The 17845-nt window shown below is 64.3% G+C and carries 16 protein-coding genes; 1 reads left to right on the forward strand and 15 read right to left on the reverse strand.

Features of this window, described 5'->3' with window-relative positions:
- Positions 1–7: 7 nt before the first annotated feature.
- From AC1VNY_RS16675 to AC1VNY_RS16710, 8 genes are all read right to left on the reverse strand, one after another.
- Entirely contained in the window at positions 8–1033 is a 1026-nt protein-coding gene (locus AC1VNY_RS16675; RefSeq protein WP_482405970.1) for a SphA family protein, read from the reverse strand.
- 49 nt (positions 1034–1082) lie between these two features.
- Entirely contained in the window at positions 1083–2117 is a 1035-nt protein-coding gene (locus tag AC1VNY_RS16680) for a DUF1254 domain-containing protein (RefSeq protein WP_482405971.1), read from the reverse strand.
- 11 nt (positions 2118–2128) lie between these two features.
- The gene (locus tag AC1VNY_RS16685) at positions 2129–3595 is read right to left on the reverse strand and encodes a DUF1254 domain-containing protein (RefSeq protein WP_482405972.1); all 1467 of its coding nucleotides are present in this window, start codon (positions 3593–3595) and stop codon (positions 2129–2131) included.
- Between the two features lie 26 nt (positions 3596–3621).
- Positions 3622–4563 carry an HlyD family secretion protein gene (locus AC1VNY_RS16690; RefSeq protein ID WP_482405973.1) on the reverse strand — a complete coding sequence of 314 codons (942 nt, stop codon included), beginning with the start codon at positions 4561–4563 and terminating at the stop codon, positions 3622–3624.
- Entirely contained in the window at positions 4563–4802 is a 240-nt protein-coding gene (locus AC1VNY_RS16695) for a DUF3302 domain-containing protein (protein WP_092086125.1), read from the reverse strand. Before AC1VNY_RS16695 ends, AC1VNY_RS16690 begins: the two co-directional genes overlap by 1 nt.
- Before the next feature lie 59 nt (positions 4803–4861).
- Positions 4862–5152, reverse strand: a complete 291-nt coding sequence (locus AC1VNY_RS16700; protein WP_482406025.1) for an HdeA/HdeB family chaperone — start codon at positions 5150–5152, stop codon at positions 4862–4864.
- A 201-nt stretch (positions 5153–5353) separates the two neighbouring features.
- A complete protein-coding gene (locus AC1VNY_RS16705) occupies positions 5354–6895 on the reverse strand; it encodes a DUF1254 domain-containing protein (protein WP_482405974.1) in 1542 nt (513 codons plus the stop codon).
- The gene (locus AC1VNY_RS16710) at positions 6781–8184 is read right to left on the reverse strand and encodes a DUF1254 domain-containing protein (RefSeq protein WP_482405975.1); all 1404 of its coding nucleotides are present in this window, start codon (positions 8182–8184) and stop codon (positions 6781–6783) included. Before AC1VNY_RS16710 ends, AC1VNY_RS16705 begins: the two co-directional genes overlap by 115 nt.
- A 502-nt stretch (positions 8185–8686) precedes the next feature.
- Between AC1VNY_RS16710 and AC1VNY_RS16715 the strand changes: the two genes are divergently transcribed.
- Positions 8687–9697: a helix-turn-helix domain-containing protein gene (locus tag AC1VNY_RS16715; RefSeq protein WP_482405976.1), complete on the forward strand. Its 1011-nt coding sequence runs from the start codon at positions 8687–8689 to the stop codon at positions 9695–9697.
- A gap of 6 nt (positions 9698–9703) precedes the next feature.
- Here AC1VNY_RS16715 and AC1VNY_RS16720 read toward each other — a convergent pair whose 3' ends face one another.
- From AC1VNY_RS16720 to AC1VNY_RS16750, 7 genes are all read right to left on the reverse strand, one after another.
- Positions 9704–10690, reverse strand: a complete 987-nt coding sequence (locus AC1VNY_RS16720; RefSeq protein WP_482405977.1) for an HAD family hydrolase — start codon at positions 10688–10690, stop codon at positions 9704–9706.
- Positions 10691–10727: 37 nt separating this feature from the next.
- Positions 10728–12395, reverse strand: coding sequence for an arylsulfatase (locus tag AC1VNY_RS16725; protein WP_482405978.1), 1668 nt, complete (start codon positions 12393–12395; stop codon positions 10728–10730).
- An 85-nt stretch (positions 12396–12480) separates the two neighbouring features.
- A complete protein-coding gene (locus AC1VNY_RS16730) occupies positions 12481–13875 on the reverse strand; it encodes a BatD family protein (RefSeq protein WP_482405979.1) in 1395 nt (464 codons plus the stop codon).
- Complete coding sequence (locus AC1VNY_RS16735; protein WP_482405980.1) at positions 13872–15389, reverse strand: VWA domain-containing protein; 1518 nt, start codon at positions 15387–15389, stop codon at positions 13872–13874. Before AC1VNY_RS16735 ends, AC1VNY_RS16730 begins: the two co-directional genes overlap by 4 nt.
- A complete protein-coding gene (locus AC1VNY_RS16740; RefSeq protein WP_482405981.1) occupies positions 15382–16380 on the reverse strand; it encodes a vWA domain-containing protein in 999 nt (332 codons plus the stop codon). Before AC1VNY_RS16740 ends, AC1VNY_RS16735 begins: the two co-directional genes overlap by 8 nt.
- Entirely contained in the window at positions 16373–16864 is a 492-nt protein-coding gene (locus tag AC1VNY_RS16745; protein WP_482405982.1) for a DUF4381 domain-containing protein, read from the reverse strand. Before AC1VNY_RS16745 ends, AC1VNY_RS16740 begins: the two co-directional genes overlap by 8 nt.
- Entirely contained in the window at positions 16857–17843 is a 987-nt protein-coding gene (locus tag AC1VNY_RS16750; protein WP_482405983.1) for a DUF58 domain-containing protein, read from the reverse strand. Before AC1VNY_RS16750 ends, AC1VNY_RS16745 begins: the two co-directional genes overlap by 8 nt.
- Between the last annotated feature and the right edge of the window lie 2 nt (positions 17844–17845).

The following is a 17845-nucleotide window of genomic DNA, read 5'->3' on the forward strand; positions in this document are numbered from 1 at the left end:
GCCTCCGCTAATACTTGCGCACGATCGGCTTCGTCGGTGTCGCAGCCGGCGCGGCCGGCGAGAGCTGGAACGTCACCCATGCCGTCCACCCTTCCGGCCGATTCTCTGCGGCGAAATCCTTGTAGCCTCGGAGGTTCAGATAGCCCTGATAGCCATCGGCAACCGGAAAGATGAATCCCACCTGCGGGCCGATGCCGGCAACGCGTCCCTTGAAATCGCCGAGCTTGGCGCCGGCTCCGCTGTCTCCGGTGAGCTGCTGGAAATAGTAGCCGGCCACACCGACATGCACGTTCTTGGCGACGAACTTCGAGAGTCCCCAGTCGACGTGGAAGTCGATGCCGTTCTGGTACTGCAGATCCTTGTTCATGCCATTGTAGGTGACGCCCGCCAGCACCGAGAACTCCTGGCCGGATTCCGGATTGAGATAAGTATAGGCGCCGCCGACGTCGATCGCGGTGAATCCGAAGCTGAGATTGGCGAGGCGGCTGCTGTCATAAGTCCCGCTCGGGATGTTGCCGAAGATGTAGAACATCTCGTTGTTGACACCCTGATTCCATTTCAGCGTGCCCTGGTAGAAGACATCGGAGACCGTGTTGCGGTTGTCGGTCGCGACGCCCGAGACCGTATTGCCCCGCGGCCCCGTCAGCGTCGCGTCGACGCCGACGCCGATATTTCCCGGCGCGGTAAGGACGGTTACGGCCGCCTGGCCTCCCAGGACCGACTGAGCCCAGGTATAGGTGAACCCTTCGATGAGAACGTCGGCATGCGCGTTGAGACCGGCGACGACGGACCCCGGCACGCGGTTGCCGATGACAAAATTCTTTCCCGCGTTGGCGCTTGTGTCGAGGTGAATGTAGATCGTCTCATACGCCCAGCCGGGCACCGCCGGTGCTGCCGTCAGGCTGGCGAACGCTCCGGGGAGCCAGAAGCTCAATCCACCGGCGTCGGCCAGCGCCGTGCGCGGCATCGCCGACAGCGCGATTGCGCCAATGATGCCGAGAACGGCGCCCTTGTGATTCCTGACGGTCTTCATCCCGAGCTCCCCATTTCGTTCAAGACATCATAGCGGATTCGCGTGCGTCTCAATTCACCGCCTGCGCCTCCGGGAATTTCCACTTCCCGTTCAGGATCTCCGGGCGCGGCCGGTAGAGCCGGACCGTGTAGTTCCAGCCCTTCATGACCGGGAGGCAGTTCGGGATCTTGCCGTCGCAGCCGCCGAACTGGATTGCGATCGACCCATCGGCGGATTTCTTCGCCGTGATGTTGTTCAGCGTGTACGCGTCGTAGGGATTCTTCTCGAAATATCCCTTCGCATCGTACACGCTGATCGACCAGAATGCGTCGACCGGCACGTCCCTGACGGTCAGCTTGTAGACCGTCGTGCCGTCGTTCCGGGCGGGCGTGATGCTGAGATAGGACGCGTCCTTGTCGGGATTGCCGCCCCAGCCGGCGGCGGTGCCGATCAAGTGCCTGACCGGATCGACCTGCCCCCTGGCCCCGAACGCGCGGGCGAAGCCGCCGGTATGGTCATTCAACACCAGAAGCGCGTCACGGATGCTCTTCTGGCCGGCCTGGTCCCAGTTCGGTGCCTCGAACTTGCCTTGTGCCTTCTGGCTGACCTTGATCGCGTCTTGCAGCGCATGGACCTGGGCGACGTCCTTTGGGTCGTTGGGATCGACCAGTGTGCGCAAACCGATCAGCATGTAACGCGTTCCGGCCTTCGCCCTGTCGTAGGTGAAGGTGCCCGGGCAATATTCGACGTTGCCGACCACATAGTGATCCTCGTTGATTGCCATCAGCGAGCGGAAGCGCTTGCCTGCATCCGGCAGCGTGATGGTCACCGGGCCGGCATCGAGGTCGAAGACACCAGAGGAGTAAAGCGTATCGCGATTAGCCCGGATCACCACCTGCTTGTCGATCGACATCGGCTCGCGGTGATGGAAGAGCTTACCCGTTCCGCCGGTATCCTTGATGTTGTTACCGAAGTAGAGATCGGATTCGGCGCGGGCGAAATTGTCGACCGTGACCGGCACGGCACTGCCGGCGGGCGACTGCGCTTGAGCGTTCGTGATCGCTGCAAAAGTTACCAAGCCAAAAGCAATTTCTCTGATCGTCATCTGTCAGTCCCCTACGAAACCTGCTGCATCGGCGGCGCCTTCCATTGGCCGGAGAGCGCCGCGGGCTTCGGCCAGTACAGGCGCATTGCCGCGAGGAACGGCCCCTTCGGCGCCGGCAGCCAGTTGGCTTCCTTGTCCTGACCGGGCGATTCGTTCTGGACATAGAGCGTGATCCCGCCATCGGCATCGCGCTTCAGGTTCGGCAACATCGGCGAATTGATCAAATAACGGTTGAGCGGGTTGGCATAGAGCAGGCTCGCCGGCAGCTGGTACATCGTGAGCGACCAGAATGCGTTGACCGGCGGCAGCTGGCCCGGAGCGAAGCGCATCGTGTAGCGATTGGCACCGTCGAGCTTCCGCTTGTCCGAGTCGACGAAATACACGGGATACATTGCCTCTTGCTTCGAATTTCCATAGATCCCGAGCACCGCCGCCGACATCCGCTGCATGTAGTCGTTCCTCAGATGCTCCCGCGTCCCGAAGCCATCAGCGCTCGACGATTTGCCGGTATCGATCTTCGTCGCCTTGAATTCGGCAAAGGCCTTCCAGGCATCGGCCATGCCATCCTGCAAGGCCTTCCGGGTCTCCGGCGCCAGCGAATTGGCATCAAACGGTTTCCCCGCGCCGATCCCAATCCTGGCAAAGCGCGCCATCAGCGCCTTCTCGCTCGGATGGGTCGGACAGAACTGCAAGATGAAGTTGAGGATGCCGAAGAATTCGAGCGAGCTGCGCTCCTGCTCGGCAGTGATCGGCTTGATGAACGCAACCTCGGGCGCAGCCGCGGGCGCCGGCTTGCCGAGAAACTGCGACAGCGTCTGCACCTTGTAGCCGGCCTGAATCTTCTTCACATTCTCGATGTCGCCGGGGTTGAAGAGCTGGGTGCGATAAAGCACGAAGGCAAACTGGGTCTCGCAGCGAATGACCTTCCTGATCCCCTTCGGCTTCTGGCCCTTCCAGGTCGGCCCCGCCAGCAGGTAGCTCCCTGCGCCATTGCCGGTGGCGCGGCTGCCGACATAGGCGAAGTCGAAGGTGTACATGTCGATGAATTGCAGCGAGTAGTAGCGGCCCTTCTCGACGGCCGGCACCGTGAACACGATCGGCTCGGCACGCAGGTCCGCGCCGACATAGGAATACGGCGTGTCCGAATTGGGGGTCTGGATCGCCTTGTCGTCGGGCGTGTAGACCCGCGCGTTGTTGAAGATCGTGTTCCACGGCGCCTTGTATTCGGCACCGCCACGATCGACGAAGTAGGAGTATTGCACCCGATAGCTGTCGACGAGCGGAAAGCCGTAAATGTAGGCATCCTTGGCGATCGCGCGCGCATCGTCCGCCGACCCGGATTGAGCCCAGGCGCGAGATGGCGCCAGCAGCCCGCTGGTCAGGAGCGCGGCGGCGCCGAGCAGCGTCTGCCGCCGATTCACGACGCCTCGCCCGTCGCGCCGCGGCAACGCCTCGTCTTCAGCAGATGATTTCCCCATCGATATCGTGCCCCTTCCCTGCCCGCTCAAAACGGATTGACATAATTGATGATCGCGACCTGGCGCAGCAGCACGCGACGGACCACATGCGTCGGCTTCAAATGCTCCGTATAGATTGCCGCCGTCCCGGCGCTGCCCGCAGGCAACCGATTAGCAAAGGTAGCATCGTCGAGCTTCACACGCACGACGAAAGGTGCCGCCTCGATCGCTTTCGGCGCCACGGCGGTGCCTGAGGTCTGGGTCTGGCCGGTCGCGATCGCCTGCAGCACGCTCTCGACCTTGCCGGAATAGATCTGCCCGGGCGCAAACTTGAAGGTGACCTCGACCTCCTGTCCCGGCGCGACGTAACGGGCATCGATCTGGTTGATCTCGACGCCGATGATCGTGTTCGAGGTATCGATGAACGCCATCACCGGCGACAGCGGCAGATTGGTTACCCGCGCGCCCTTGCGCAGCGCAACATTGGTGACGTAGCCGTCGGCCGGCGCCTTCACCACCGTCTTGTCGAGATTCCACTGCGCCGCCTCGAGCTGGCCGCTGAGCTGGTCGACTTCCGACTGGCGCTGCTCGACGTCGAAGCCGCGCCCGGCGTCGCGCTCGAAAAGCGTCGTCATCTGCGTCAGCCGTGTCTTCGACAGCTTGAGCTGCGCCGTGATCGCCATGACCTGTGCGTCGTAAGGGGTCGGATCGATCTTGAACAGCACATCACCGGCCTTCAGCGGTGCGTTGGCGGTGACGGGCACCTCGGTCACTTCGCCGGCGACGTTAGGCACGATCGACACCGCATTGCGCACCACCAGCGCCGAGCCCTGCGGGGCACCCCAGTTCATCGGGACCAGGAGACCGAACAGCACCAGGACCAGCACGATGAACGGCGACAGCTTCCAGAACAGGTTGAAGCGCACGATCTTGAAATGCACCAGCAGGAACAGCAGCACCAGATAGGTGTTGATGATCGCGACGCCCATCACACCGCTCCACTCTTGCGTTGGGGCACGTCGACATAAGCCCAGATCAGCGCGATCGGCCACAGCGCGAAGCCGAACAGCAGCGTGATCCAGCCTGCCACCGTCACGGCCTGCGCGTAGGGATGGTTGCGCGACTTCGCGATATGCCCGGGCAGCCAGCCCGCGATGCAGAACACCCCGATCGCGCTGGCAAGCAGGATGACCAGCACGATCCAGGCGAAGATGTCGTATCCGCTCATCGTTATTCCCCGCTGCTGGCCGACCACGCGGGACCAGAAGTCCCGCGTGGCTGCTCCACCTACTTCCCTTCGTTCTTCAGCAGAAGGTCGATCGCCTCGATGATCTTCACGCTGGGATGAGCCTTGCAGTAGACGATCAGTTGGTGCTCGCCTGACTTCGCCCGGGTGATGTGTGCGTAGTGCTTCTTGGCGAGGCCATTGTACCAACCGCTGTACCAGGCGGCCAGCATGTCGGCGTCTTCCTGATAGGTGCCGGCGAGCTGCGCACAGGTCATCGCCTGGACATCAATAAAGCCATTCGCATCCGCGTAGGCTGAGAGCGGGGTTTGCGCTTTCGCGGGCAAAAGCATCAGCAGACAAGAAACGACCGCCAGGCCCGTGTAACTTCCGATTTTCATGTTCTATCCTCCGTTTTGAAGTCGCTTCAACGCGCCGACAGCTCTCGTCGGCAAAATGACCGGCACGATCCAGGCGTAGATGTCATAGCCGCTCACGGCACCACCTCACATGACATCAGACCGACCAGACATGCCGTCGTCCGCACTTGCCCCTCAATTCGACTTGGCCACGTCGGGCGGTGTCCACTTTCCTTGAAGGAATTCCTCGCGCGGCGAGTAGAGGCGCATCAGCAGCGTGAACGGCGCCTTGCCGACCGGGAGCCAGTTGGCTTCCTTGTCGTTTCCGGGCGAGTCGGCCTGGAGGTAGAGATCAACGGAGCCATCGGCGTTGGCGATGAGCTTGTCGCGATCGCCGATGGCCTGACGCTTGATCGGGTTCGGGATGAAGTAACCCTCGATGTCGTAGGCCGTCACGGACCAGAACGCGTCCACCGGCGGCAGCTTGCCCTTGTCGAAATGCAGGACGTACTTGTTGGCGCCATCCAGCGCCCGGCCATCGCTGTCCGTTGACAGCGCGGGGTAGACCGCGTCCTGCGGCAGGTTCTCGCCGAGACAGCACTGGGCGATCGCGGCGCGGTAGAGATAGTCCACGCCATAGGCGCCGCTGCGGGTGGTGTAGATCCAGCCCTTGCCACCGATGCCGCTGGCCTTCTTGCCCTCGGCCAGCACCAGGGCCTTGCCGTCGGCAGAGCCGCGATTGAATGCCTGCTGGATGTTTGCCGGCGCTTTCGCAAGATCGAAGCTTTGGCCGACCTTGAAGCCCACACGTTCAAGGCGATGGATGATCGGATAGTCGACCGGGTTCGGTGGATTCTCCTTGAGCAACTCAGCGAAGCTGCCGAAATAGGTCGCCGCGTCCATCCTGTCGACCGCCACCGGCGGCGCCGCCTTCATGTCGATGTTGGGATCGATGGTGCCCTTGGCCGGGACATAATCCGCCTTGCCCCAGGCCGAGAGCGGCGTGAGCTTCATGCCGTCCTGAACCTTATGAACGTTCGTATAGTCGGCGACCCCATTGGTCTGGGTACGGCCGATGATCCATACATAGCGCGTGGGGCTTTTGATCACCTCCAGGCCCGCCGGCGCATCGCCGCGCCACTGCGGGCTTACCACCAGGAAATCGCGCGCCGTATTCCTGCCCGTCGTTCGCGTTCCGGGCACAGCGAAGACATCGCTCCACAGGCTCAGCATCGGCAGCATGAAATAGCGATCGGCCGACGGTACCGAGAGCACCATCGGCTCGGCCTTCAGGTCGAGGACGCCAGCCGAGTACAGCGTGTCCACATTGGTGCGGATGACAAGCTTTGCTTCGGGGTTGGCAAAGGCCCGCACATGATGGAATTGGTTCGGCGGCCCGTAGGCATCACCTTCGACGGGCTGCACGAAATTGCTCAGCCTCTGGACGGTCGCGCGCGTCAGCATCAGCGGGTACGCATAGACGTAACCATCCTTGGCGATCGCGTAGGCCTCCTGTTCGGAGACGTTCTGCGCTGATGCGGAGCCCGCCAGCGCCATGAGCGCAAACGGGACCAGTTTAAGAGTTGCTGTAAGCATGCTCGTCTTCTCTTGCCACTTCACCTTCACTGCATCCGCTTCACCGCGGGCGGGACCCACCGACCATCCAGCACCTCCGGCTTTGGCGCATAGAGGCGCAGCGTCGGCCCAATCAGCCCGGATTTCGGCGCCGGAAGCCAATTCGATTCCTTGTCGGCTCCAGGCGAGTCCGCCTGGACGTAGATGTCGAGCGAGCCGTCGGCGTTGAACGCCAGCTTGTCGCGGTCGCCGATCGCGAACCGATTCAGCGGATTGGGCACCTGGAAGCCCTGATTGTCGTACATTGTGAGAGACCAGAACGCGCCGGCGGGAGGCGTCTTTCCCTTGTCGAAGTGCAGGACGTACCTGTTCGCGCCATCCATCGGCTTCCCGTCTCCATCGAGGAAGGCCGTCGGGTAGACCGCGTCGGCTGGAAGATTGGCGCCAAGGCCAGCCAACGCGACAAGCGCGCGTTGCCGGTAGGACGTGCCATAGGTCCCGATATTGTCGGTCGTTATGTTCCAGCCGTTGACGTGGTTGCCGGCAGTCTTGACGCCCGCAATCATGTCATCCAGACCGTCCTTCGCGCCCGCATTGATCGCCTCGAGCGAGGCTTCATCAACCTTGCTGCGGTCCCAGCCCTTGCCAGGTTCGAGCCCGATCGCCTTCATCCGGAAGAGAATCGGGTAATCGTTCGGATGCGGAGGGAATTTCTGCATCAACTCGGCGAAGCGCGCGAACAGCTCCACACCCGTCATCTTGCCGACCTGCACAAGAGGTGGCGTCTTGGCGTCCACCTTCGCATCCACCGCCGCCGTCGCGGGTGGCGAATAGCTCTTGTCCCATCGGGCCAGCGGCGTGAGCTTCAATCCGTCCTGGACCTTGTGAACGTTGTCATAGTCCGAAGGCCCGTTGGTCTGGATGCGCCCCATCACCCAGATCATCGACGTCGGCGCGTCGATACGTTGAACGTCCGCCGGCAATTTGCCTTTCCAGCCGGGCGGGCAATAGGCAAAATTCCCGGCCTTGGTGCCGGTCGTGCGCGATCCGATCGACGAGAACACGTCCGTCCACATGTCGAGCGTCGGCACCAGATAGAAGCGCCCGCCGGTGTCGGGGACGGACAGGATCATCGGCCCCTTGCTCAGGTCGGCCCATGCGAAGGAATACAGGGTGTCGAAGTTGAAGCGGACCACATCCTTCGCATCCGCATCTGGATAGGTCCGAAAATAGGCAAACTGATTGATCGGAGCACGCCCCCTGACAGTGGTCGCGTTCGCCACTGCGGTTGATTGCCGCATCGTCACATCCATCAGCACGATGGGATAGGCGTACTGATAGACCTCACGCGCGATCTCGCGCGCCTTCTGTGCGGAAAGCCGTTCGGCCGGCACCGCCGCGCCCGTTGCTGCCGACTGTCCCCATGCCTGGGTGAGCGCCGCATTGAACACGCCCGCGGCGAGAATCGTCGCGACGCCGATGAATCCGACCCAGTTTCGCTGCATTTGAGCTCCTCGGTTAAATCGTGGCATGCGTCACCCATGCCCTCGTCCCTCGCGACGATTGGCCGGTTCGGAAGAAATGTCCGCTGCACGGTAGGTCCTTCGGTCCGTTTTCCGTCCCGACGCGCCCATCCTTCAAGCGCTTACGGTCAACCCGGCGCTCTATTTCTCGTTGAATTTCAACGATAAGAGAATTCCGACGCGATGTGACGTACAGTTTGTGCCATAATGCGTTGCTCAGTCTTGCGGGCTGAGATTGGTCTCCTGTTCGATGACGGGGGATCACTGATTGCGACCAGCTTTTAGGCAAATGCGTCCAATCCGCATGATGTCGGCGTGAACAATTCATCGCACCCGCAGGTTGGACTTTGAATAAGGGCGCTTTGGGCTTCACACTGACAGACTGGAAGTTAGAATAGATTGCGGAGCGTTTGATCTTCGAATTGTGAGGGTGGTCTTGACGACGCGTTTCACGGCGTTCGAGCGGCGGCGAATTACGGGTTTCGATCAACTTAGCCAAGCCATCGTCGGCACGCGCGCCGAGATCGTCCAGATCGAGCCGGGCAAGCTCCGCGGGGAGGTGCTCCACGCGGAGATCGCCGGGCTTCCGATCAACGTCGCGACCTTCAATCTCGGCTTGCGATCGAAGGGCGGCTCGAACAAGGAGCGCATCACAATCGGCGTGTTGGCGGGGAGCGCCGGGCGCGTGACACGCGCCTCCTATGAATCGGGCCCCGGCGACGTGTTGGTGACGCCGCCCGGTTCGGAATACGAGAACCGGTACTATGGCGGCGCGTCCATCCTCACGGTCATGCCATCGGCCGCGGACCTCGAATTGGCGCTTGGCTCTGACGCGCGTCTGGGTGCTCCATCTCGCTGGGCACGGAGCCATTTCAAGGCCAACAGCGACACCGTTCATTTGATCATCCCGCGGTTACGGCTACTCCTGGCACGTCTGGACGCCGGCGACCTGACGCTCACGGCGCACGCCGCCGAGTTTTGGCGACGCGCCATCATCGAAGCCCTGACTGCCAGCATCATGGAACGTGAGCCCGCAGAGCGTGATGGCCCGCTGCCGTCCGCTCTAAAAACCGTAAGACAGGTGGAAGACTATCTGGCCGCGCAAGACGAAGGACCGATCCACATCTCGCATATCTGCAACCGCTTGCGCATCTCGCGGCGCACCTTGCACCGCGCCTTCCACGAAGCGCTGGGGATCGGCCCGATCTCATATCTTCGCTATCAGAGGCTCTGCGCGGTCCACGCCGCCCTGCGGTCAAGTCCCCCGGACAAGGCAACCATCGGCGACATCGCGATCCAGCATGGCTTCCTGAATGTCGGCCGCTTCGCCCAATATTATCGCGAATTGTTCGGCGAGCTTCCTTCCGAAACCCGACGAGGCGACGGCGATGATCGCCGGCGACGGAGCCAGCCGCCGCCCCTCGAGATGCTGTCGGCATAACGGCGATCATTTTGGAAAGATTTCCTTCCAGTCCTGCTTCATGTCGACCACAGTCCAGCCGCCCGCCGCGGCTGCGTCGAGCGCCTTGTCGAGCTTGCCGACCTTGGATTGACGGTCGTAGGCATATTCCCGAACCTCGTCGGTGTGGTGCACGATGCCGGCGAAGCGCACTCCCGGCCCCGCCACGGTCCATTGCAGCATCTGCAGGTCGCCGTCCGAGTTGCCGAACGCGAAGATCGGGCGGCGGCCGATGAAGCGGTTGATGCCGACCGGCTTGCCCGGGCCGTCATCGATGAACTCGACCTTGGCTTGCTTCATCAGGACCGGCTTGCCGTCGGGGCCGACCTGGAATTTGACCACGCCGGATGAGCCGACCACCTGCTCCGGCGGGATGCCGTAGACCTTCTCCATCCACGGCCGCATGAACTCGACGCCGCCGCCGGAGACGACGAAGGTCTTGAAGCCGTTGGCCCTGAGATAGGCCAGCAGCTCCAGCATCGGCTGGTAGACCAGGCTGTCATACGGCCGGTTGAAGCGTGGATGCCTGGCGGTCGCGAGCCAGTCGCGGACGGACTGCGCGAACGCATCCGTAGTGATGCCGGCATGCGTCGCTGCCACGATCTGCAAAAGTCCCTTCTCGCCGCTCGCGGCCAGCGCCTTGGTGTCCTTCTCGAGAAGCGCCTTGAAGGGTTGCCGCGTCTTCCAGTCCGGGTGCTGCGGCGCCATCGCCTTGACGCGGTCGAACGCGAAGGCGAGCTGGAAATAGAACGGCTGCTCGGTCCACAGCGTGCCGTCATTGTCGAACGCCGCGATTCGCTCGGCGGGCGGCACGAAGTCGCGCCCGCCTTGCGTCGTGACGCGCGCGACGAAATCGACAATCGCCGATTTCGCCGCGCCGTCTTTCCAGGATGGCAAGGGATCCGCCGGCTGCGCCACCGCAACGGTGATGGCCACAAGACACGCAAGCAGCACAGCGGCAAGCCGCACCATCATCGCACTTTCCCTCTCTCTGTCCGTTGCTCGTCCTGCATCACTGCGGCTTTATGCGTTCGAGATCATTGAGCCGCTTCAAGGCCGCCTGCTGCCGAAGCAGTCCGTAATTGATGCCGCCTGCATTCAGCGAACTGCCCTCCTGATAGGGGAACTGGTCGAAGTCGGAGAAGAATTCCTTGATCTTCCCCTGCACCGGCACGATCAGCCACATGTTCTGGGCGAGGAACTTCATCGCCTCTCCGCCTTCCTCCAGGCCGCGCTCATAAGGATCCATGCGCAGATTGGTGATCAGCGACCACGCCGTGACCTCACGTGTGCCGGTTGCGATGTTTCCCTTTGACGAGGCAAAGCTCAGCTTCCAGTCGTTCCACCGGATGGCGTTGAGATTGCCGCCCTGGTCGAAGTAGTAGATCGCGTCGCGCGGCGGCTCCTTTGCTTCTCCCTTGAAGAACGGCATGAAGTTGTAGCCGTCGAGATGAACCTTGAAGGTCTTGCCGCCTGCGCCGGCAAATCCGGTCTTCATCTTCTCCTTGACGTCATTCATCCCCGCCGCCGCACATAGCGTCGGGAACCAGTCGATCAGCGAGATGATCTCGTTGTACTCGGTGCCGGGCTTCACCACGCCCGGCCATCGCACCATCATCGGAATGCGCATGCCGCCTTCCCAGGTGGTGCCCTTCTCGCCGTGGAACGGTGTCATCGCCCCGTCGGGCCACAGCGCGATCTCCGCCCCATTGTCCGTGGTGTAGAGGACGATCGTGTTGTCGGCGATGCCGAGATCGTCGAGCTGCTTGAGCAATTCGCCGACCATTCCGTCATGCTCCACCATGCCGTCTGCATGGATGCCCTTGCCGGTCTTTCCGAGCGACGCCGGCTTCAGATGCGTGAAAACGTGCATGCGCGTCGAGTTGAACCAGACGAAGAACGGCTTGTCCGCCTTGGCCTGGCGGCCGATGAAGTCCTTGGCAGCGCCCAGAAACTCTTCGTCCACCGTGGGCATGCGCGCAGTGTTCAGCGGACCCGTGTCCTCGATCTTTCCATCCGCGGACGATTTGATCACGCCGCGCGGGCCGAACTGCTTACGGAAGTTCGGATCCTTCGGATAGAAATAGCCTTCCGGCTCCTCCTCGGCGTTGAGATGATAGAGATTGCCGAAGAACTCGTCGAAGCCGTGCTTGGTCGGCAGATGTTCGTCGCGGTCACCGAGATGGTTCTTGCCGAACTGGCCGGTGGCATAGCCCTGGGTCTTCATGGCATCGGCGATCGTGGGCATCCAGTCCTGGATGCCGTGGGGATCGCCGGGCATGCCGATGGTGAGCAGGCCGGTCCGGAACGGCTCCTGGCCGAGGATGAAGGAGGCGCGGCCGGCCGTGCAGCTTTGCTGACCGTAGGCGTCGGTGAAGATGGCGCCCTCGCGCGCGATCCGGTCGATGTTGGGCGTGCGATATCCCATCATGCCCATGGTGTAGGCGCTGATCTGCGGGATGCCGATGTCGTCGCCGAAGATGACGAGGATGTTCGGCTTGCGGCCACCGGCCGGCGCCGCGGCGGGCGCAGCCTTCTGGGCTTGCGCGAGCGCCTGTGACGTCAACGCCGCAGCGGCAGCAAGCGATGACGTACCGAGCAGCACGGCCCGGCGATCAATGGTCGAGGCACCGCAATCGGAATTGGCGCCGGCGTCATGTGTCTTCGTCTCACTCTTCATTCGACACTCCTTAGTTACTCAAGGGTTGCTCGCTCTGGTGACTACGAATCATGCGTTCTGCTCGATCGGTCTCAATGTGCTTCGTTCATCTGGCGGGCTTTGGTCGACCAAAGGACGTGGTGGAGGAAAGCCCGACCGGGTTCAGGTTCTGAAGTAAGCGCGTGTCTTCGCGGCGTCTCGCGCGCCGACGCAGGCTGCGCCGGGCGCCGCCGACCTGGCGCAGCAGCCGGCGCGGTGACCAACGCGCCGCGCCGGGCGACGGCGCGAACAGCTCGCGCTCGACTGCGCCGATCTCGTCATCGAGCGCGGCATCATGGACGACGGCCCTGAAAGCCTCGACCGTGTGCTGCGGCGCGACCGGCTCGAACCGCTGCAGCCAGTCGAGCAGCGCGAAATAGACCGCCTTGGCGTCGCCATGGCGCGCGGCGCGCCGTAGCTCGCTGAAGGCGAACGCTTCCGAGCGCAGATAGGCCTCGCGATGCCGGCGAAGACGCGCCACGATCGCGCGGATCGTCCGCGGCATCAGCCAGCCGAGCCCGGCAAGCGCCAGCAACACGACTACGGCCGACTTCCAGCGATCGGCGATGACATCGCGCAGCGCGCCCCATGACCGGCGTGCGCCGGACGTGCCGATTGACGACGCGCCGCCGGCTGCAGGGTTTGCCTCCACGTGCAACGTCACCGAGTCGAGATGCGCCACATCGATGCTTTGCGTGTCGATGTTCCACCAGCGCAGGTCGATCGGCGGCAGCACATAGTCGCCGGCCTTCTCGAGCATGTAGACGCCGCTGTCGGTGCGCGCCGAGGACAGCACATCGGTGCGCCCATCCGTCTTGTCCTGGAGCGACGGCTGCGCGGGATAGAGCTTGAGCCCGTCGAACGCGGCGAACTTCACCGGCGGCAGCAGCATCGCCGGAATGCCTTCGGCCTTGATGGTGACGGTCCGCGTCACGGCATCCCCGGTCTTGAGCTGATCCGACGAACGGTTGACCGTCTGCTCGATCGACAGATTGCGCGCGGCCATGAACGGCTGCAGGGCGGAGGCCGCGTCCGGGATGAAGGCCTCAAACGCGATCGGCGGCAGCGCGAGCGTGGCCTCGCGCGTCGCCGGCGGCTCGGCGGCGTATTTGATGGTGATCGCCTGGCCGGCGATGGCGTAGCTGCCCGGCTCCTGCGGATGGATGGCAAATTCGAACCTGACGCCGGCATAGGTGACGCCGTCTCGCTGCTCGTTCTCGTTGATGCTCCGCAACTGACGGGTCACGGCGTTGCGGACCTGGAAGTCGGGCAGCTCGGGCGGCGCCGTCGTGTAGTTCGGCGCCAGCACGTCGATCCGCAGCGTGGCCGCCTGCCCCACCACGACGCGCGGCGGATCGATCGTCAGCCGCAGGATCGGCTCCGGCGCGTTTTGCTGGGCCAGCGCCGCGGACGGTATGAGCAGTCCGAGCATCAGGACTGCGATGGCGAGCGGATGCCTCATGGCTTCGCCCCCACCGGCCGCGACGCATCCTGGATCGCGAATTTCAGCTTGAGGAAGTCGGCCGGCGTGGTCTGGACCTGACGCATCCAGGCTTCGGCGGCACCGGCCGTGGTGAGATCCGTCGGCTTCACCTGGATCCGCTTGCCGCCCTTCTGGGTCGGGTCGACCCGCATTTCGTCCGCCTTCTCGTCCGGCGGCGCGCTGTCGTCCTGCTCCTGCTTCTTGCGCTTCTCTTCCTTCGCCTGCAGCGCCGCCACCACGATGGCACGGTTGGTCGTCGCGGCGACATGGCCGGGCGCGATCTTCAGGACCTCGTCATAGGCGGCGATCGCCTTCTCATAGGCGTGGTTCCGCGCCTGGGCATTGCCCAGCGCGAAGCGTCCCTCGAGCGTATCGACATGCGAAAATTCCTGCGCGGCCGTCAGGAAGTCGAACGCCCGATAGGCGGCGATGCCGCGCCACATCGGATCGGAGAAGCGCTTGGCCGCGGTCGCATAGTCGCCGCGATCGAAGGCGATGCGTCCTTGCTGATCGGGTGTCAGCCACAGGTCGGCGAAACGGCGCGGCTCCTCCGCTCTCGCGGACGACACGTGCGACAGGCAGACGAAGGCGACAACCCAGGCCACCGTCGTGCCGCGCCGGAACCAGAGCAGGCTGAGCAGTGCAATCGGCAGCAGCAGCCAAAAGCCCTCATCGCGCCATTGCGTACCGAACGCGTCGCCCTGCGCGGCCTGATAGCGGGTTTCGATCCGGCGCTCGAGCGCCGCGATGTCGGCGTCGTCGATGCTGACCTGGACGACGTCCGGACCGAGCGCGAACCTCTCGCCCTTGTTCGGCGTGACGCTCAGCTTGACCAGGCCGTTCCGTCCGGCGGCCTGACGAGCCGCTCCCTCGTCACCGCCGTCGTCGGCGACAAGCAGGATCGTGCCGGGCACCGTTTCGGTCGCGAGCGCCTCCGCGGCGAGCGCCGCCGCCGCGACCGCGTTCTTCCCGGCCGACGGCATCAGGCCCGGGGCAAGCGCGGCGAGGAAGGGTTCGATGACGGCGCGATCGTCGGTCAGCGGCATCACGAGATGCGCGGTGCCCGCATAGGCGATCAGCCCCGTGCGCGCGCCGGCGCGCGCCGAAAGCAGATCCCTGATCTTCTGCTTGGCGCGTTCGAGCCGCGTCGGCGCGACGTCGCTCTGCCCCATCGTTGCATCGAGCGACAGCGCGATCATCAGCGGCGCCTTGTCCTCGACGAAAGGCGGCAGCTCGCGCCGCCAGGTCGGGCCCGACAACGCGACGATGCCGAGCGACATCGCGGCGGCGACCAGATAGAGCGGGCTGACGCCGCGTCCCGCGCCCGGTTGCACGACGAGATGGTTGAGCAGATGCGGCGCGATCACCCCGCCCCATTGCGCCTGCGGGCTCTGCCGCCACCGCACCCACGCGAATACGGCAGCGACAGGAATCAGGGCAAGCAGCCAGAGCGGCCGCAGCAGATGGAACGGGATGGCGGCCGCGTCATGCATGGCCGAGCGCTCTCCGTCGTCCCAACCCGCTTTCCAGCGAAAGGCCGAGCCACAGCAGCAGCGACAGCACCACGGCAGCGCCGAGAGGCCACTGGAACAGCGGCTGCTTCGGCCGCCATGACAGCGTATCGAGCTTGGCCGGCGCGAGACGGTCGATATCCGCGTAGATCGCCTGCAGCTGCGCACCGTCCTCGGCCCGGTAGAAATGGCCGCCCGTCGTGGCAGCGACCGACCGCAGGACGCCGAGATCGACGCGGTTCTCGCCGGTCGCGGCCGGATCACCGACGCCGATCGTGTCGATCACGACGCCGTTCTGCTGTGCGATGTCTGCGGCATGCTCCGGAGGGACGCGGCTCGCCGTATCGTTGCCGTCGGTGAGCAGGACGAGAAGCTTCTCGCGTGCCTTGCTTGCCTCGAAGGTCTTGATCGCAAGCCCGATGGTGTCGCCGATCGCGGTCTGCTGTCCGGCCATGCCGACCTCGGTCTGCGCCAGCAGCGCGGTCGCGGTCTGCAGATCCTGCGTGAACGGCACTTGCACATAGGGCCTGGTGCCGAACAGCACCAGTGCGACGCGGTCGCCGTGCCGGTGCGCGATGAAATCCGTGACCACGCGCTTGACGCCGTCGAGCCGCGTCAGCATCGCGCCATCGCTGCCGCGGAAATCGCGCTGCTCCATCGAGCCGGAGATATCGATCGCGAGCATCAGGTCGCGCGCCGAAACCTCGCGCGTGACAGGGTCGCCGACCCATTGCGGCCGCGCCAGCGCCGCGACGACCAGCGCCCAGATCAACGCGGCCGTCACCATCTGGATGCGCCGCCGCTGCAGCACGACGGCGCCGCGCTGCGGGGTCTGTCCGGTTGCCGCCGCAAGGCGGTCGAAGAACGGCACCATCACCGAGGCCTGCCGCGCGCGATACGGCGGCAACAGCCACCACACGAGGATCGGCAGCGGCAGGAGCGCGAGCATCCAGGGCCAGGCAAACTCAAACATGGTGCCCCCTGATCCAGCGCCGCACCAGTTCCTGCAGCGCCGTTAGATCGCCGGCATCCGCCGTCGTCCGCCCGTACGGCGCGGTCGCGAGCAGCCGTCCGGCGCCGTGCGAGAATTCGTCCCCGCCATAGCTGCGGTCGAGGAACGCAAGCCAGCCCGCGCCGGCAAGCGGCGCGATGGTTTCGCGCGGAAAGGCATCGAGCGCAGTCTGCCGCACCAGCAGCGCGAGGCTCGCGGCCATTCCCTCCGGGACGCCACCTTGTGTCTGCAGCAGCCGGTCAAGCTCCGCGAGCGCCGCGCGCCGATAGCGGTTGGCGCGGAAACGCCGCAGCAGGCGCCACGCCGCAACGGCGACCCCCGCGGCAACCAGCACGATCACGATCCGCGACGCCCATGTCGCCGGAAGCAGGCTCACCGACGGCGGCAGCGGGATATCGATCAGGCCCGCGACGGGATCCACAATGACAGGTTGGGTGTCAGCCAAGAGCCGCCTCCGCCCTGGCGTGACCGCCACCGCGTCCGTGCCGGGCCGGCAGCCCGCCCAGGAGACGCCGGAGTTGCGGCGCCGTTTCCTCGGCCGTGCTCAGCGGCAGCACCGGAATGCCAAGCTCGCGCGTCCACGCGAATACGCCGCGCAGCCGCTCCTGCGACGCCTGCGCGATACTCTTGCGGACACTCTCGCGGCCGACTTCGAGCTGGATCTGCAGCTCGCCATCGGTGACGGTCATCCGGCTCGAGGCCGGCAAATCGCTTTGCAAGGGATCGTGGACCAGCACCGCAACCACGTTGTTATGCCGGGCGATCGCCCCGATCATCCGGCGCGTCGCGCTATCGGCGCCATCGAAATCGCTGATCAGGATCACCGTGGCGTCGTGCATCGTCCGCCGCTCGGCATGTTCGAGCGCCCGGTTGAGCATGCCTGATGCCGGAACGATGCCGCGGCCGACGCCGAGCGCCTGGTTCTGCGCGACGATGGTGGACAATATCTGCAACACCGTCGCCCGACTGCGCCGCGCCGCCAGCTCGACGACATCGCTGTCATTGAACACGATCGCGCCGACCCGGTCGCCGACGCCGAGCACACGCCAGGCGCCGATCGCAGCGGTCTCGGCCGCGGTGACCGACTTCATGGCACGCCGGCTGCCGAAGAACATCGACAGCCGCTGATCGACCACGAGCAGGGCCTGGCGGTCGCGCTCCTCGTTGAAGACGCGCACATGCGGCTTCTGCAGCCGCGCCGTGACCTTCCAGTCGATCTCACGGACATCGTCGCCCGGGCGGTAGTCCCTGATCTCCTCGAAGTTCAGCCCGCGGCCGCGCATGCGCGAGGCGAACCGGCCCGACAGCAGACTGTGCACCGGCTGGCGCGGCAGGAACGAAACCCTGCGATCCCTGAATTCGAGCGCGATCAGATCGTCGAGACTGACGTAGACACCGGGCGTTCTGGCTGATGTCTCCGTCATCA

This window comes from Bradyrhizobium ferriligni (assembly GCF_056837965.1).